Source organism: Lysinibacillus sp. UGB7 (assembly GCF_049058285.1).
Classification (GTDB): Bacteria; Bacillota; Bacilli; order Bacillales_A; family Planococcaceae; genus Lysinibacillus; species Lysinibacillus sphaericus_B.
The window spans coordinates 104,851-119,425 of the sequence record NZ_JBMGUV010000012.1 but is presented as its reverse complement, the minus strand read 5'-3'; the positions used below and the strand labels follow the sequence as shown (position 1 = coordinate 119,425).

The following is a 14,575-nucleotide window of genomic DNA, read 5'->3' as shown; positions in this document are numbered from 1 at the left end:
CCGGATCACCAAATATTTTTAAGGGAGTTTGAACTCGTGAGTAAAAAAGTGAATACAAGTCCGAAAGTCGATGCTTCGGCAAATAAACAACACAAAACAGGCCCTATCTTAGCTGCTCTTTTAGTGGCTGGCTTTGTTGGACTTTTTAGTGAAACGGCATTAAATATTGCTTTAGGTGACTTAAGTCAAATTTTTAGTGTAAATGCTACAACTATTCAATGGTTAGCAACAGGTTATTTTTTAACTTTAGGTATTTTAGTGCCAGTAACAGGCATTTTGATGCAAAAATTTACAACGCGTCAAATGTTTATGAGCTGCATTTTATTATCGTTAATAGGAACAATTTTAGCCGCGGTCGCACCAGTATTTAGTGTGTTATTACTTGCTCGTGTCATTCAAGCGGCAGGTTTAGCCATCAATTTACCCTTAACTCAAAACGTTATCTTTACGATTTTCCCACCAAATAAACGTGGTGGTGCTATGGGAATCATGGGTCTAGTGATGTTAGCCGGTCCAGCATTAGGTCCAACAATCGCAGGTCTTATTTTAGATACATTATCTTGGCACTGGATTTTCGGCGTCACTATACCGTTCTTATTGTTCTCTTTAATTTTCGGACAGAAATATTTACCGAATGTCAATGCAGTACGCAAAGTATCGATTGATACACTATCTATTATCCTGTCAACGATTGGTTTCGGCGGTATTGTTTACGGATTCAGTGTATCAGGTGAAGCAGGATGGACAAGTGCAACGGTTCTTGGCACAATCATTGTTGGTGTTTTAGCCATCATCCTATTCTCGATTCGTCAAATGAGCATGACCACGCCAATGTTAAATTTACGTGCATTTAAATACCCACTTTTCGTTTTGGGTGTATTTATGAGCTTTATAACATTCTTTAACATGTTATCGATGTTAGTTATTTTACCAATGTATATGCAAATGGCATTAGTCATGGCAGCATTTACAACAGGTCTGATTCTTTTACCAGGTAGTTTATTAAACTGTATTTTAGCGCCAACAATTGGTCGCTTATTCGATAAATACGGTCCCAAAGCAGTTATTACACCAGGTACACTTTTAGTCGTTATTGGTTATCTACTGTATGCAACATTTGGTACAGAAACGGCTGTATGGATGATTATCTTCACGCATGTTGTCATGATGCTAGGTATCGGTGCGGTGCTTGCCTCTACACAAACAAACACCTTAAACGCTTTACCAAAAGAGTACTATCCAGATGGTATTGCGATTACCCAAACCATTCAACAAGTAGCAGGTGCGGTTGGTATCGCAATTATGGTGGCGTTGTTCACGTCAAAACAAAGCAGTGCGTTAACAACAGCAGGTGACAATATGACAGAGGCTGCAGCATCAGGATCATCCTTCGTCTTTACAGTAGGATTCGTCTTTGCTGTCATTAATTTTGTGTTATCCTTATTCATGAAAAAGCCAAGCACTCTTCAATTAAAATCTTAAACACGAGTAGTGGTTCATAGCATGTAAGAAAATGGTAGTGTAAAAAGCCCGAAACTATAAAAACCCTCTTAAGAAAAAGTTCTTAGGAGGGTTCTTCGCTTGAAATATATCAACAACAATTTAATATCTAGGGATGAAAATTTGTCGTTAGTTTACTTGTACAAGTTGTTTTTCAATAATAGAGCGATTTTTTTCTTTAAACATTTCGTTATGCGAAGATACAACCGCATTCCGATAGGCTGTTGGTTCTAAATACGTTTTCACCGAGTTGACAGCATTTGCGGCATCTTGGAAAGTTCCTAAAAGCAGATGGATTTTACCTTCGAAAGCTAAAATATCGCCAGCTGCAAAAATACCAGGTTGCGCAGTTTCACCAGTTGCTTTTCCTTCGAAATAATAATCATCTTTCTTTGGTATGGTAATAGATTCTTCAAATGCTAACGATGCTTCACGGTTATAGCCATGACTAACAATAACTTCATCAATTTGACGCGTGTAACTTTGCTTTGTTTGTGAATTTTCACATGTGACTAATTGAATGGCTGTTTTGTCTGCATTGGCGGACAGTTTGGTAATCGTCGTATTGCATTCGATTTGTACACCAGCAGCGAGTGCCTCTTGTACTGTTGCTTCATGGGCAGATAAAGTTTCTTTACGGTAAACAACGGTTACGTTTTTGGCAATAGGGCTCAGCTCAACAGCCCAGTCAAGTGCTGCATTACCACCACCTGAAATAATAATTTCCTTGTTTACAAAGCGCTGATAGGATTGTACTGTGTAGTGCAAGTTGGTCATCTCATATTTTTCAGCACCTTCAAGCGTAAGCTTTTGAGGGTTAATAATACCACCACCAACTGCTAAGAGGATAGCTTTTGAGTAATGCTTGTCTCCTTGAGCTGTATGTATTACAAAAATATCTTGTTGTCGCTCAATGTAGTCAACCTTTGTTCCAGTTAGGATGGTTGGGTCGAATGTTTTTGCTTGGGCAATTAATTGTTTGACAAATTGCTCGCCTAAAACGGGGGGATGACCACCAATATCCCAAATAAGCTTTTCTGGGTACAGTAAAACTTTGCCACCAAGCTGCTCCTGACTTTCCATTAACTTCGTTTTTAATCCTCTTAAACCACTATAAAAGGCACTATATAGACCAGCAGGCCCACCACCAATAATTGTTAAATCATATATATCTTGCATTTAGTTCGCCACATCCTTAATAAATAATAAAAAAGTATTTGACAAATCCTTATCAGATAACTAGACTAGTTCTAGTGATAATGATTATCATTAAAGAACTTTGAATATCATAGCATGTAAAGAAGTAAAAAGAAAGAGAGGTTACGATTTGCGTTTACAAGTTGAATCAATACGTGTTGGTTATGACAACAAAACGATTGTGCACGATTTATCATTGCAAATTCCAGATGGAAAAATAACGACAATTATTGGCTCAAATGGCTGTGGCAAATCCACGCTATTAAAAGCCATTACGAGAATATTAAAGCATGATCAGGGACAAGTAGTTTTGGATGGCCAAAATATTTCAAAGATGAAAACCAAAGAATTAGCGAAAGAGTTGGCCATATTACCACAAAGTCCTGAAAGTGCACATGGGTTAACTGTTGAAGAGCTTGTATCCTACGGTCGATTTCCATATCAAAAAGGCTTTGGCAATTTATCGCAAAAGGACAAAGATGTGATTGACTGGGCCTTACGGGTAACAAAAACGGGTGCATTTCGTCAGCAAACAGTTGATGCATTATCTGGTGGGCAACGTCAGCGCGTGTGGATCGCGATGGCATTAGCACAAGACACGGATATTATCTTTTTAGATGAACCGACTACTTATTTGGATATGGCGCATCAACTGGAAGTTTTAGAATTACTAAGCAAGTTAAATGAAGATGAAGGTCGCACAATTGTTATGGTGTTGCATGATTTAAACCAAGCAGCACGTTTTTCAGATTATATTGTGGCACTTTCAAACGGAGAGCTTGTGAAGTTTGGTACAGCAGAGGAAGTGGTTGTGCCAGAAGTTTTACAGAAAGTATTTAATATTGATGCAGTCATTGGCAAGGATCCAAGAACAAACAAACCAATGTGCATTACATATAACCTATTACAAACAATTTAAAGGGGATTTACGAATGAAAAAGTGGCTTTTACCAATGTTTATGATGCTTGTACTAGTGCTAGCAGCATGCGGCAATAAAGAAGATAGTGCTAAGAAATCAGACGAAGGTTCTAAAGAAGCTTCGTCAGCAGAAACAATTACCTATGAATCTGAAACAGGTCCAATTGAAGTGCCAGCTAATCCAAAACGTGTAGTCGTGTTATCTTCATTTGTTGGAGATTTATTAAAACTTGATGTCAACGTAGTTGGTGTTGATTCATGGGCGACAAAGAATCCAAACTTCCAAGATGACATTAAAGATGCAGTTGTTGTAGAAAATACAGATATTGAAAAAATTCTTGAACTAGAACCCGATTTAATTATTGGTTTAAGTGGTATTGAAAATGCCGATAAATTAGCAGAAATCGCTCCGACCGTATTATTTACGTACGGTAAAGTTGATTATTTACAACAGTTTATTGAAATCGGTAAAGTGGTCAACAAAGAAAAAGAAGCAACAGCATGGGTAGAAGACTTTAAAGTGCGTGCTACAGAAGTAGGTACTAAAATTAAAGAAAAAATTGGTGAAGATGCAACGGTTACGGTTGCAGAAAACTTCAATAAGCAATTGTATCTATATGGGGACAACTGGGGTCGTGGAACAGAAATTTTATATCAAGCAATGGGCTTAAAAATGCCTGAAAAAGTGAAGGAAGTGGCGTTAGAGCCAGGTTATTTCGCGATTTCTCAAGAGGTATTAGGCGATTACGCTGGTGATTATGTCATTTTTAGTATGTTTATGGACCAAGATACATCATTTACAGAAGCGGCATGGTTTAAAGATTTAGAAGCTGTGAAAAATGGTCGTTTATTTGAAGTGAATGCCAATGCATTTTACTTTAATGATCCAATAACATTAGATTATCAACTAGATTTCTTTGAAGAGAAGTTTTTACAATAATTTCAGTAGAGAGTAGCGAAGGCAAATGACAAAGTTTCGACAGTTCCCATTTTGGCTTCAGGCGATGCTTGCACTGGTTTTATTAGTAGGAACTGCTAGTATTTCGCTGTGCGTAGGTGCAGCAAATACTAGCATTCAAGATGTCTATCAAGCCATCGTAGGACAAAGCGGTGGCAAGCATTATGCTATATTACGAGAAATCCGATTTCCTCGTATCCTGGCAGCTATTTTTGTAGGCAGTGCACTTGCAGTCGCTGGAGCTATAATGCAGGGGGTTACAAGAAACCCATTAGCAGATCCGGGGCTTCTTGGACTAACGGCAGGTGCCAATGCGGCCCTCGCTTTAACGCTGGCGTTCATCCCAAGTACCTCGTATTATATGTTGATTTTTGCATGCTTCGTCGGTGCAGGAATTGGCATGATCATTGTATATGGCATCGGAACTTCAACTAAGAAGGGGTTTTCTCCATTAAAGCTTGTTTTAGCTGGTGCTGCCGTATCCGCACTATTACAAGCCGTTGCAGATGGTACGGGTATATTATTTCAGATTTCAAAAGATGTATCCATGTGGACAAGTGGTGGCTTAATTGGCACAACATGGAAAGCGTTAATTATCGTGCCGTTTATAATCATTGGTTTAGTGATTGCCTTTGCATTCAGTCGTCAACTAACCATTTTGAGCTTAAATGAAGAAGTCGCAGTAGGTTTAGGACAAAATACGTCCGTGATTAAAGGCGTGATGATGATTGTCGTTGTTGTCTTAGCAGGCTCTGCGGTGGCGCTTGTAGGTAATTTAGCATTTGTTGGTTTAATGGTGCCACATATCGTACGTGCCTTCGTTGGTACAGACTATCGATTCGTCCTACCGATGAGTGCCCTTATTGGTGGTTGGTTTATGGTGATTGCTGATTTTGCAGGTCGGATGATTAATGCGCCATATGAAACACCGGTAGTGGCCATTATTTCGATTATCGGCCTTCCATTCTTCCTACTTCTCGTACGGAAGGGAGGTCGTCAGCTTGTTTAATGTCGGGCGTAAAAAACGGCGTCGCTGGTTAATGGCGTGGATATTGTTGACACTCGTAATTTTTGTAATGGGTATTTCGCTAGGTGCAGCTTCCGTGTCGATTGACCGCATTATCCCGATTCTATTGGGAGATGGTAGTTTTAAAGAATCATTCGTGTTGTTTTCTGTTCGATTGCCAAGAATGTTTGTTTTGGCAGCGGCAGGGATGGCGTTAGCGTTAGCAGGAGCAGTGTTACAGGGTGTAACCCGCAATGATTTAGCAGATCCCGGGATTATTGGTATCAATGCAGGTGCAGGTGTTGGGATTACACTCTTTTACCTATTCGCGAAGGGAGACTTACCAAACTTTGCGTATGTGCTCCCAGTGGTAGGATTTATGAGCGCTCTAATCACTGCATTATGTATTTACTTTTTCTCGTACAAGCGGAACACAGGTGTTCAACCGGTACAGCTCATTTTAGTCGGGGTAGGGGTGGCTTCTGCTTTATCAGGATTCATGATGATTTTAATCTCCTCTGCTGAGCGAAGTGATGTGCAATTTATCGCACAATGGCTAGCGGGCAGCGTGTGGGGAACAGATTGGCCATTTTTCTGGGCTTTAGTGCCGTGGCTTGTGCTGTGCATTCCATTTATTTTCTATAAGGCGAATGTGTTAAATGTCCTAGCTATGACAGAGCAAACAGCCACTGGTCTTGGCATGAATATTGGGCGCGAGCGACTACAATTATTGATCGTGTCTGTCGCACTTGCTGCGGCTGCTGTATCAGTAACTGGTGGAATTGCCTTTATCGGTTTAATGGCACCGCACATCGCGAAACAGCTTGTCGGACCACGCTATCAATTCTTTTTACCGTTAACACTATGTATCGGGGCTAGCTTATTAATGCTTGCCGATACCATTGGACGCGTGGCCATTTCAACAGCAACAGTACCAGCAGGAATTGTAGTAGCATGTATCGGTGCACCTTATTTTTTATATTTATTACGCAAAAACGACTGAATGGCTTAGGCTGTTCAGTTTTTTTCTGTTTGAGCTAGTGTTCGAGTTAGGGGAGGCGGATAGAACCGCGGAACTGACGGATAGAACGCTCGAACTGACGGATAGAACCGTCGAAGTGGCGGATAAAACCGTGGGAGTGGCAGGTAGAATCGCGGGAGAGACGGATAGAACCGCGGAAGTGGCAGGTAGAATCGCGGGAGAGGCGGATAGAACCGTCGAACTGACGGATAGAATCGCGGAAGTGGCGGATAAACCCGCGGGAGTGGCAGGTAGAATCGCGGGAGAGACGGATAGAACCGCGGAAGTGGCAGGTAGAATCGCGGGAGAGGCGGATAGAACCGTCGAACTGACGGATAGAATCGCGGAAGTGGCGGATAAACCCGCCGAACTGACGGATAGCGAGCGGAAAAGTAGTAGCGAGAGCTAGCCACGGCCGTTTTTGCCTTACTTTTTATCTAAAAATATGAACGAAAGATTTAATTTGCCAAATCCCAGTTTAAAGTTTTTTGGAAAGCCTTTTTGCAAGCCTTTTTTTCTTTATAATGGGGAAAAGGAGGAGAAAAAATGATAGTATTAGCTCGGCAAAAGTCAGAGACACAAAAAATTTATGAGGCACTGATACGAAGACTCCCTAGTACCCATGCAGAGTTCACCTACTATTCTGAGCGTTTACGTCGCATACAAGCAGGCTATGCGGGGGAACAGCGAGTAGATGCAGAATGGCTTGAAATGAATTTACCTCATCCCCATTATTTTCTTCATGATTTGCAAGTCATCAACCGCTTCGGCACCTCGCATCAAATGGACACAATTTTTTTATGCCCCCACTTTATACTGATTTTAGAAATTAAAAATATAACAGGCTATCTGGAATTTGATGAAGCCTTTGCTCAATTTACTAGAACCAACGCAGAGGGCATTGTTGAAGGAATGCTTGACCCCCTACATCAGGTAAAGCGGCATGTGGAGTGGATGAAAGGAATGATTCAGCAGGAGCGACTCGATATACTTGTAAAGTACGCTGTCATTTTTGCGACGAAAAATGCAATTTTATCACAAAGTTTAAGGGGGCAGCCTGTGTTTCATGTATCGGGGTTGCGTAATCAAGTAAAAGCGTGGCTTCAACAACATAATGAGGTATTCATGGATGAAGCAGCACTCCAACGCTTTGCGAATCTTTTGTTTACCATGCATACACCTATGAAAAGACAATTAACGCTACCTATACAGGATATAGTGAAAGGCGTGTTATGCCCACGTTGCTCGGATGGACAAAAAATGAGCTATCGCTATAAAAAGTGGTTCTGCGAGCGATGCGGCTTAGTGGATAATCAGGAAATTTTTACTACACTTGATGACTATCGTTTACTGATAAACGGATGGTTAACGAACAAAAGCTTTTGTGAATTTTTTGCAATTAGCTCTCCGAATGTGGCGTATAGAATATTGCAGCAGCTTCCGTTGAAAGCGCTGGGAACAAAACGACATAGGAGATATTGGATTGCAGAGTAAATATGGGTTTGCCAAAATTCAAGCGGTCTGAATTTTGGCTGTTTGGGATATGAGGCGGATAGAACCGTCGAACTGGCGGATAGAACCGCCGAACTGACGGATAGAATGCTCGAACTGGCGGATAGAACCGTCGAACTGACGGATAGAACCGTCGAACTGGCGGATAGAATGCTCGAACTGGCGGATAGAACCGCCGAACTGACGGATAGAATGCTCGAACTGGCGGATAGAACCGTCGAACTGACGGATAGAATGCTCGAACTGACGGATAGAATCGCGGAAGTGACGGATAAACGCAGCAAACTGACGGATAGAATCGCGGAAGTGACGGATAAACGCAGCAAACTGACGAACAAAAACCGCCGAACTAACAGACAAAACCCTAGACAAATAGGGAAGTTGGGTATATAGTTACCTAGGCTAACTAATTTAATTTACAGTAGTAGTGAAAAAGTGAGGGAGTGATACTTTGACGATTGAACAGAATTTTTTTAATGAGTACCGATTGATGTACCGACCGTTTACAAATCAGCTCAATGTGCAGTTAGAGCACTATCAGTTATTTAGTTCACAGTGGGCTGTCTTGCGATTTTTAATCGATAAGGGACCGCATTCGCTTGTTGAAATTGCCAACTTTATGTTTATTGAGAAGCCGAGTGTGACGAGGCTTGTACAAAAGCTTGTGGAACTTGGTTATGTCGAAACAGTGGCAGGCAAGGATAAGCGAGAAAAGCTTGTACAATTAACCGCTTATGGTGAAAATATCGTGCAGGAAATTCAGGAACATTTAAAACCATTTTTAGAAAAGGCATTGGCAGGTGTGCCAACGCAGGATATTGAAATTGCTACACAAGTTTTAGCAAAAATTTGTGCAAACATTCATCAGTAGGAGAGGAAGCAAGTGGAAGCAACTAGACATAAACTTTGGACAAAAGACTTTTTAATCGTATCCCTAATCAATTTTACAATTACGTTAATTTTTTATTTATTAATGGTGACGATTGCGGGCTACGCAGTGGAGCAATTTGGTGCTTCCACGAGTACGGCAGGGCTTGTGTCTAGTATCTTTATAATAGGGACGTTATTTGGGCGCCTTGGTACTGGACGAATTATTGGGGATTGGGGTAGTAAAAAGACATTATTTTGTGGACTGTTGTTATTTATGTTATCTACAATGTCGTATTTTCTTGCAGGAAATTTACCATTATTGATGCTAAATCGTTTAGTACAAGGGATAGCGCTCGGGGTAGCAAGTACGGCAACGGGTACAATTATTGCTCAAATCTTACCAGCGGATCGACGTGGTGAAGGGATAGGTTACTATAGCTTAAGTGCCATTTTAGCGACGGCTATCGGACCTTTTGTAGGGATACTTTTAACACAGTTATTTGCTGATTATCGCATGATTTTTGCGGTCGATTCGGTTTTAGCCGTTATTTGCTTTATGATGTATTTTATTGTGACAGTGCCAGATGCACCGAATAAGGTGAAAGAACTAGCGGCGAAGACAGGTTTCAAACTGTCCAACTTTATTGAAATGCGGGCAGTGCCAATTGCATTTGTAGCACTCGTAATTGGTTTTGCTTATTCAGGCGTTATGTCGTTTATGACGTTTTATGCCAAAGAATTGGATTTAGTAACGGCAGGTAGTTATTTCTTTATCGTGTATGCACTGGTCATTTTAGCGACTCGTCCATTTACAGGAAAACTACTCGATTCAAGGGGCGCCAATATTGTGATTTACCCATGTCTTGTGCTATTTGCCATTGGTATGTACGCCTTTAGTGCTGCAACGAGTACTGTTGTATTTTTAATAGCTGCTGCTTGTATTGGGATTGGTTATGGTAACTTCAACTCCGTAGCCCAAGCAATCGCTATTAAAGTTACACCAAATGAACGACTAGGACTTGCGACATCGACCTATTTTATTTTATATGATTTAGGATTAGGAGTAGGGCCTTATTTCTTAGGTTCTTTTGCACCGACGATGGGTTACAGCACCACTTTCTTGGCCATGGTATTTGTTATTTTACTGTCAATTGTGCTCTATTATTTCTTATATGGAAAACATGAGAATTTAAAACAAGCGAAAATTTCATAGATTAGAATCGTTATATTGTGGAAAAAACGTCTTTTTGCTAGTTGGTTATAAAATTCAACTGCGAAATGACGTTTTTTTCTTTAAATAAAAATACTTCTTGCAATCAATTATGATAATCATTATCATTCACATATAAAGGAAAACTGAAATTGAAGGGGGACTTAATACCCTATCGATTCGTAGTTGAATATATCAAGTACTTACGAGGCTTAATGCACCACTTAAATTTTAGTGTTCGTTCGTACAGGATAAACAAATTCGGAAGTAGGTACTTAACATGAAAAACAAATCATTCCTGTCAGTATTAGTGGCGGGCGGTATTATGATGGCTGGCTGTGGCAATACAGATGAAGCTAAAAAAGAAGAAGAAAAACCAGCAACGGAGCAGGCACAACCAGCAGCTGAGGTTGATTTAAGTGCTGAACTAACAGCTTATCAACAGTTTGCATTAGAGCAGATGGACCAATTCCTCATAGAAACAGAGAACTTTGTGAAATTGTTCAAAGCTGGTGATATGGAAGGGGCAAAAGCAGCCTATGCTCCTGCGCGTATGTATTTCGAGCGTTCTGAGCCAATCGCCGAAAGCTTTGGTGACCTTGACCCACGCATCGACGGTCGTTTAGCCGATATTCAAGAAGAAGGCAAAGGTGAGGAAGAATGGACTGGCTACCACAAGCTTGAATATGCGCTTTGGGAAAAAAATACGACAGCGGGTTACGAAGCAGTGGCAGACCAATTACTTGCGGATGCGAAAGAATTACACGCACTTGTACAAACGGTTGAAGTAACGCCAGATTTAATGATGACAGGTGCAGTTGACTTATTGAATGAAGTATCGACTTCAAAAATCACAGGTGAAGAAGAAATTTACTCACACACGGACCTTTATGACTTTAAAGCAAATATTGAAGGTGCAGAAAAAATCTTTGACATTCTTCGTCCTAAGTTAGAAGCAAAAGATAAAGATTTAGTAGCAACATTAGATGAAAAGTTCAAAGCAGTCGATGATTTATTAGCACAGCATGCAACAGCTGATGGTGGTTATATTTCTTATGAAGAATTAACTGAAGAACATACAAAAGCTCTTGCAGCAGCAGTCAACCAACTTGGTGAGCCATTAAGTCAAATGGGAATTATTTTGGAGTGATAAATAATGACAGCGTCAAATGATAATAAATGGATCGATAAAAAAATATCTCGTCGTGACATGTTAAAGTTATCTGGCATCGGCGTAGCAGGAGTTGCTATCGGTGCTTCCGGCTTAGGCGGTGTTATGAAAGCAATGGGTTATGATGTGTTTGAACCTGTAGCGGATAGTACAACTGCTCAAAACAAAGTGGATTTTTATGGCGAGCATCAAGCCGGCATTATTACGCCTGTTCAAACGCATATTTATTTTGCTTCGCTAGATGTTTTAGTAACGTCGAAGAAAGAGCTACAAGAGTTGTTCAAAAAATGGACACCTCTTGTTGTTCGTTTGATGAATGGTGAATTAATGGTAGATTTAACAACGAATATCAGAGTGCCAACAGGGGATACAGGAGAGGCAGAAGGTTTAGATGCTGCCAATTTATCTATCACATTTGGCGTTGGCCCCTCTCTTTTCGAGAAGCTTGGCATGGCACATTTGAAACCGACCGAATTAGTAGATTTACCGCACTTCCCAAAGGACCAGCTACAAAAAGAATTTACTGGTGGTGATCTGTGTATTCAAGCGTGTGCAGATGATCCGCAAGTTGCGTTCCATGCTGTACGAAATTTAGTGCGTGCAGCTTCGGGCAAAGTGGAGATTAAATGGTCTCAGGCTGGCTTTAATTCATTTCCAGCAGGAGGAGGAACACCTCGTAATTTATTTGCCTTTAAGGATGGCACAGTAAATCCTGCTATTACAGATGACAAAGATGTAAAGAAAGTTGTGTGGGTGGAAAAAGGCTGGTTGAAGGGCGGCTCGTATTTAGTAGCACGTAAAATTCAAATGCATCTTGAAACGTGGGATCGTACTTCATTGAAAGACCAGGAAGCAACGTTTGGTCGTTATCGTGACAGCGGTGCTGCATTCGGGAAAACAAAGGAATTTGAAGATTTCGATGTAGAGGCGAAGGACGACAAGGGCGAGTACGTTATGCCCGATACATCCCATGTCCACTTAGCAAGGAAATCAGGTGCTCGGATACTACGTCGGTCGTATTCTTATGCTTCAGGTGTTATGTCCAATACAGGTGCCCATGATGCAGGACTATTATTTGTATCTTTCCAGAAAGACCCTGCTCAGTTTACAACAGTGCAAAATAGTTTAGGCCGCATGGATAAAATGAATGAATATATTACCCATCGAGGCAGTGCAGTGTTTGCTTGCTTCCCTGGTGTACAAAAGGGGAGTTATTTAGGTGAAGCACTTTTTAACGCGCTGTAGCATCATCCTTTGTTTGCTAGTTGTACTTGCAGTGCCAGTGCAAGCGGCGCAGTCTTATAGTCATTTATACATTTCTATTAGTGACGCCCTTATGAATACTAAGCAGGACAAGGAAGCAGAAGCAAAGCGTGCACTGGAACAATTTACAACTGACTGGGCTTCCGTAACATCTGAACAAACCGAAGCGAAAGAAAAGGTTGATACCATTCTAGCACAAGCAGTGGAATCGACATCCAAAGAAAAGCGTTTAGCGGCGTTATCTGCCTTATCGAATGCCTTACGTTCATTAGAAAAGTTAGAAAACCCAGTGGATGAAGCGGCACAGCGAGCGGAATTCGGTACAAAATTCAAACCTATTATGATAGAGTTTGAGAAAGCCTTAGCTAGTGGTGACATCACGGCAATCGGCGCGGCTTACAAGGAATTCAATATTAAATGGAATAAACATGAACGACCTGTTCGTGAGCAAAGTATTGCTATGTATGGACAAATCGAAACGCAGATGGCTTTCTTACGTATTACGATTTCCTCAGAGGAGCCGGATATCGCAGAAATGCAATCACAATATGCCGATCTAAAGCAAACGATTGAGGATTTTGTTGCGGGTGAGGAAACTGCACAAGTTGTAGAGGGTGAGTATTCGCTCGCAACATTAATTGCCTATATTGATGAGGCAAATGATTTCATTGATGCAGGTGACTATAAGGCCGCATCCGATAAAATTCGTGAATTCATTACAATTTGGCCAAGCGTGGAAATTGAAATTTCAACTCGAAATAGTAGTCTCTATACGAAAATCGAAAGTGATATGCCAATACTTGTTAGTGACTTATTGAAAAGTCAAGTCGATGAAGAAAGTGTTAAAAGTAAGCTGAATAAATTCCGTACTGAAATAGAGCTGATACAAGGTGATACAGACTATACGTTGTGGGATTCAGCGTTAATTTTGCTACGTGAGGGCTTAGAGGCACTGCTCATCATTTTAGCATTAGTGTCATTTTTAAATAAATCCGGTCAATCAGCCATGCGTAAATGGATTTATGTCGGGGCGTTTGTTGGGGTATTACTTTCGGCAGTAGCAGCTATTTTAATGTCAACGATCTTTAACTCTGCAACGGTTGATGCGAATCGTGAAATGATGGAAGGCTATGTCGGTCTACTTGCTGCTGCAATGATGATCGGTGTTGGTATTTGGCTTCATAGTAAAGCAAGCGTAACAAGCTGGAATCGTTATATTTCGAAACAAATGGGCAATGCCATTTCTAGTGGTTCGGTCTTTGCTATGGCTTCTGTCAGCTTCTTATCGGTGTTCCGTGAAGGAGCAGAAACATTGGTATTCTATGCAGGAATTGCACCTAAAATGGAAACATCTCAGTTTGTGCTAGGTATTGTGGTGGCAATTGTTATCTTAGCGATTATAGCCGTTGTGTTATTTAAGGCGAGTGGCAAAATTGCCATCCATAAGTTCTTTGCCGTGGCAACGGTGTTAATTTATGTCTTGGCATTTAAAATTATTGGTGTTAGTCTGCATACCTTACAATTGACGAATAAAATTTCTACAACAATTGTGGATGGTCTACCAGTTGTTAGCTTCATAGGCTTCTATCCAACGGTGGAAACAATGATTGGACAAGCGATTTTACTTGTTTTAGTTATTGTGACGATCATATATAAGAAGAAACCAAGGAAATAACGAAAAGCTGTGGCCTCAAAACCACAGCTTTTTTTTTATGGAAAGGCTCTTCACGATGTTCGCTCGGGTTTTCAAGAAGTGAGTGAAAACAAGCAATGTATAAAAAGAACTCTCTACGATTCAAGTAAGTCAAATGCTAGCATAACAAGGATTTTAGGGGATAATTATCGAAATAATATTGAAACTGAGCAAACGGAAAGTTGCTCTTACTTTTTGAATAATAGGGCTGAGCTTGTTGAGGGAAGTGTCAAATGAAAAATTTTTTGATTGTTA

Annotated in this window: 14 protein-coding genes; 12 read left to right on the top strand and 2 right to left on the bottom strand. The window is 40.7% G+C overall.

Features of this window, described 5'->3' with window-relative positions:
• The first annotated feature begins 48 nt into the window (after nucleotides 1-48).
• Complete coding sequence (locus ACOMCU_RS13020; protein WP_421050451.1) at nucleotides 49-1,482, top strand: DHA2 family efflux MFS transporter permease subunit; 1,434 nt, start codon at nucleotides 49-51, stop codon at nucleotides 1,480-1,482.
• 147 nt (nucleotides 1,483-1,629) lie between these two features.
• Here the strand turns inward: ACOMCU_RS13020 and ACOMCU_RS13015 are convergent, their stop codons facing one another.
• Nucleotides 1,630-2,679, bottom strand: a complete 1,050-nt coding sequence (locus tag ACOMCU_RS13015) for an NAD(P)/FAD-dependent oxidoreductase (protein ID WP_421050431.1) — start codon at nucleotides 2,677-2,679, stop codon at nucleotides 1,630-1,632.
• Between the two features lie 148 nt (nucleotides 2,680-2,827).
• On the opposite strand from ACOMCU_RS13015, the gene ACOMCU_RS13010 reads away from it, so the two are divergent.
• The 6 genes from ACOMCU_RS13010 (at nucleotide 2,828) to ACOMCU_RS12985 (ending at nucleotide 8,095) form a co-directional block, all read left to right on the top strand.
• Nucleotides 2,828-3,616: an ABC transporter ATP-binding protein gene (locus tag ACOMCU_RS13010; RefSeq protein ID WP_010861042.1), complete on the top strand. Its 789-nt coding sequence runs from the start codon at nucleotides 2,828-2,830 to the stop codon at nucleotides 3,614-3,616.
• A gap of 13 nt (nucleotides 3,617-3,629) precedes the next feature.
• Complete coding sequence (locus tag ACOMCU_RS13005) at nucleotides 3,630-4,556, top strand: iron-hydroxamate ABC transporter substrate-binding protein (RefSeq protein ID WP_421050430.1); 927 nt, start codon at nucleotides 3,630-3,632, stop codon at nucleotides 4,554-4,556.
• A 25-nt stretch (nucleotides 4,557-4,581) separates the two neighbouring features.
• Complete coding sequence (locus ACOMCU_RS13000; protein WP_010861044.1) at nucleotides 4,582-5,583, top strand: FecCD family ABC transporter permease; 1,002 nt, start codon at nucleotides 4,582-4,584, stop codon at nucleotides 5,581-5,583.
• Between the two features lie 31 nt (nucleotides 5,584-5,614).
• Nucleotides 5,615-6,583 (top strand): FecCD family ABC transporter permease, encoded by a 969-nt coding sequence (locus ACOMCU_RS12995; RefSeq protein WP_051112226.1) that lies wholly within the window; start codon nucleotides 5,615-5,617, stop codon nucleotides 6,581-6,583.
• Nucleotides 6,543-7,010: a hypothetical protein gene (locus ACOMCU_RS12990; protein ID WP_421050429.1), complete on the top strand. Its 468-nt coding sequence runs from the start codon at nucleotides 6,543-6,545 to the stop codon at nucleotides 7,008-7,010. The genes ACOMCU_RS12995 and ACOMCU_RS12990 overlap by 41 nt, the downstream gene beginning before the upstream one ends.
• A gap of 137 nt (nucleotides 7,011-7,147) precedes the next feature.
• On the top strand, nucleotides 7,148-8,095 hold the full coding sequence (locus ACOMCU_RS12985) for a nuclease-related domain-containing protein (protein WP_421050428.1): 948 nt from the start codon (nucleotides 7,148-7,150) through the stop codon (nucleotides 8,093-8,095).
• An 18-nt stretch (nucleotides 8,096-8,113) separates the two neighbouring features.
• On the opposite strand, the gene ACOMCU_RS12980 is transcribed toward ACOMCU_RS12985, so the two are convergent.
• A complete protein-coding gene (locus ACOMCU_RS12980; protein WP_421050427.1) occupies nucleotides 8,114-8,473 on the bottom strand; it encodes a hypothetical protein in 360 nt (119 codons plus the stop codon).
• 91 nt (nucleotides 8,474-8,564) lie between these two features.
• On the opposite strand from ACOMCU_RS12980, the gene ACOMCU_RS12975 reads away from it, so the two are divergent.
• The 5 genes from ACOMCU_RS12975 (at nucleotide 8,565) to ACOMCU_RS12955 (ending at nucleotide 14,302) form a co-directional block, all read left to right on the top strand.
• Nucleotides 8,565-8,984, top strand: a complete 420-nt coding sequence (locus tag ACOMCU_RS12975) for a MarR family winged helix-turn-helix transcriptional regulator (RefSeq protein WP_010861049.1) — start codon at nucleotides 8,565-8,567, stop codon at nucleotides 8,982-8,984.
• Nucleotides 8,985-8,996: 12 nt separating this feature from the next.
• A complete protein-coding gene (locus ACOMCU_RS12970; protein WP_421050426.1) occupies nucleotides 8,997-10,196 on the top strand; it encodes an MFS transporter in 1,200 nt (399 codons plus the stop codon).
• 277 nt (nucleotides 10,197-10,473) lie between these two features.
• Nucleotides 10,474-11,343, top strand: coding sequence for an iron uptake system protein EfeO (gene efeO, locus ACOMCU_RS12965; RefSeq protein WP_421050425.1), 870 nt, complete (start codon nucleotides 10,474-10,476; stop codon nucleotides 11,341-11,343).
• 6 nt (nucleotides 11,344-11,349) lie between these two features.
• Nucleotides 11,350-12,609 (top strand): iron uptake transporter deferrochelatase/peroxidase subunit, encoded by a 1,260-nt coding sequence (efeB, locus tag ACOMCU_RS12960; RefSeq protein ID WP_421050424.1) that lies wholly within the window; start codon nucleotides 11,350-11,352, stop codon nucleotides 12,607-12,609.
• Complete coding sequence (locus ACOMCU_RS12955; RefSeq protein ID WP_421050423.1) at nucleotides 12,584-14,302, top strand: FTR1 family iron permease; 1,719 nt, start codon at nucleotides 12,584-12,586, stop codon at nucleotides 14,300-14,302. The genes efeB and ACOMCU_RS12955 overlap by 26 nt, the downstream gene beginning before the upstream one ends.
• The last annotated feature ends 273 nt before the right edge of the window (nucleotides 14,303-14,575 follow it).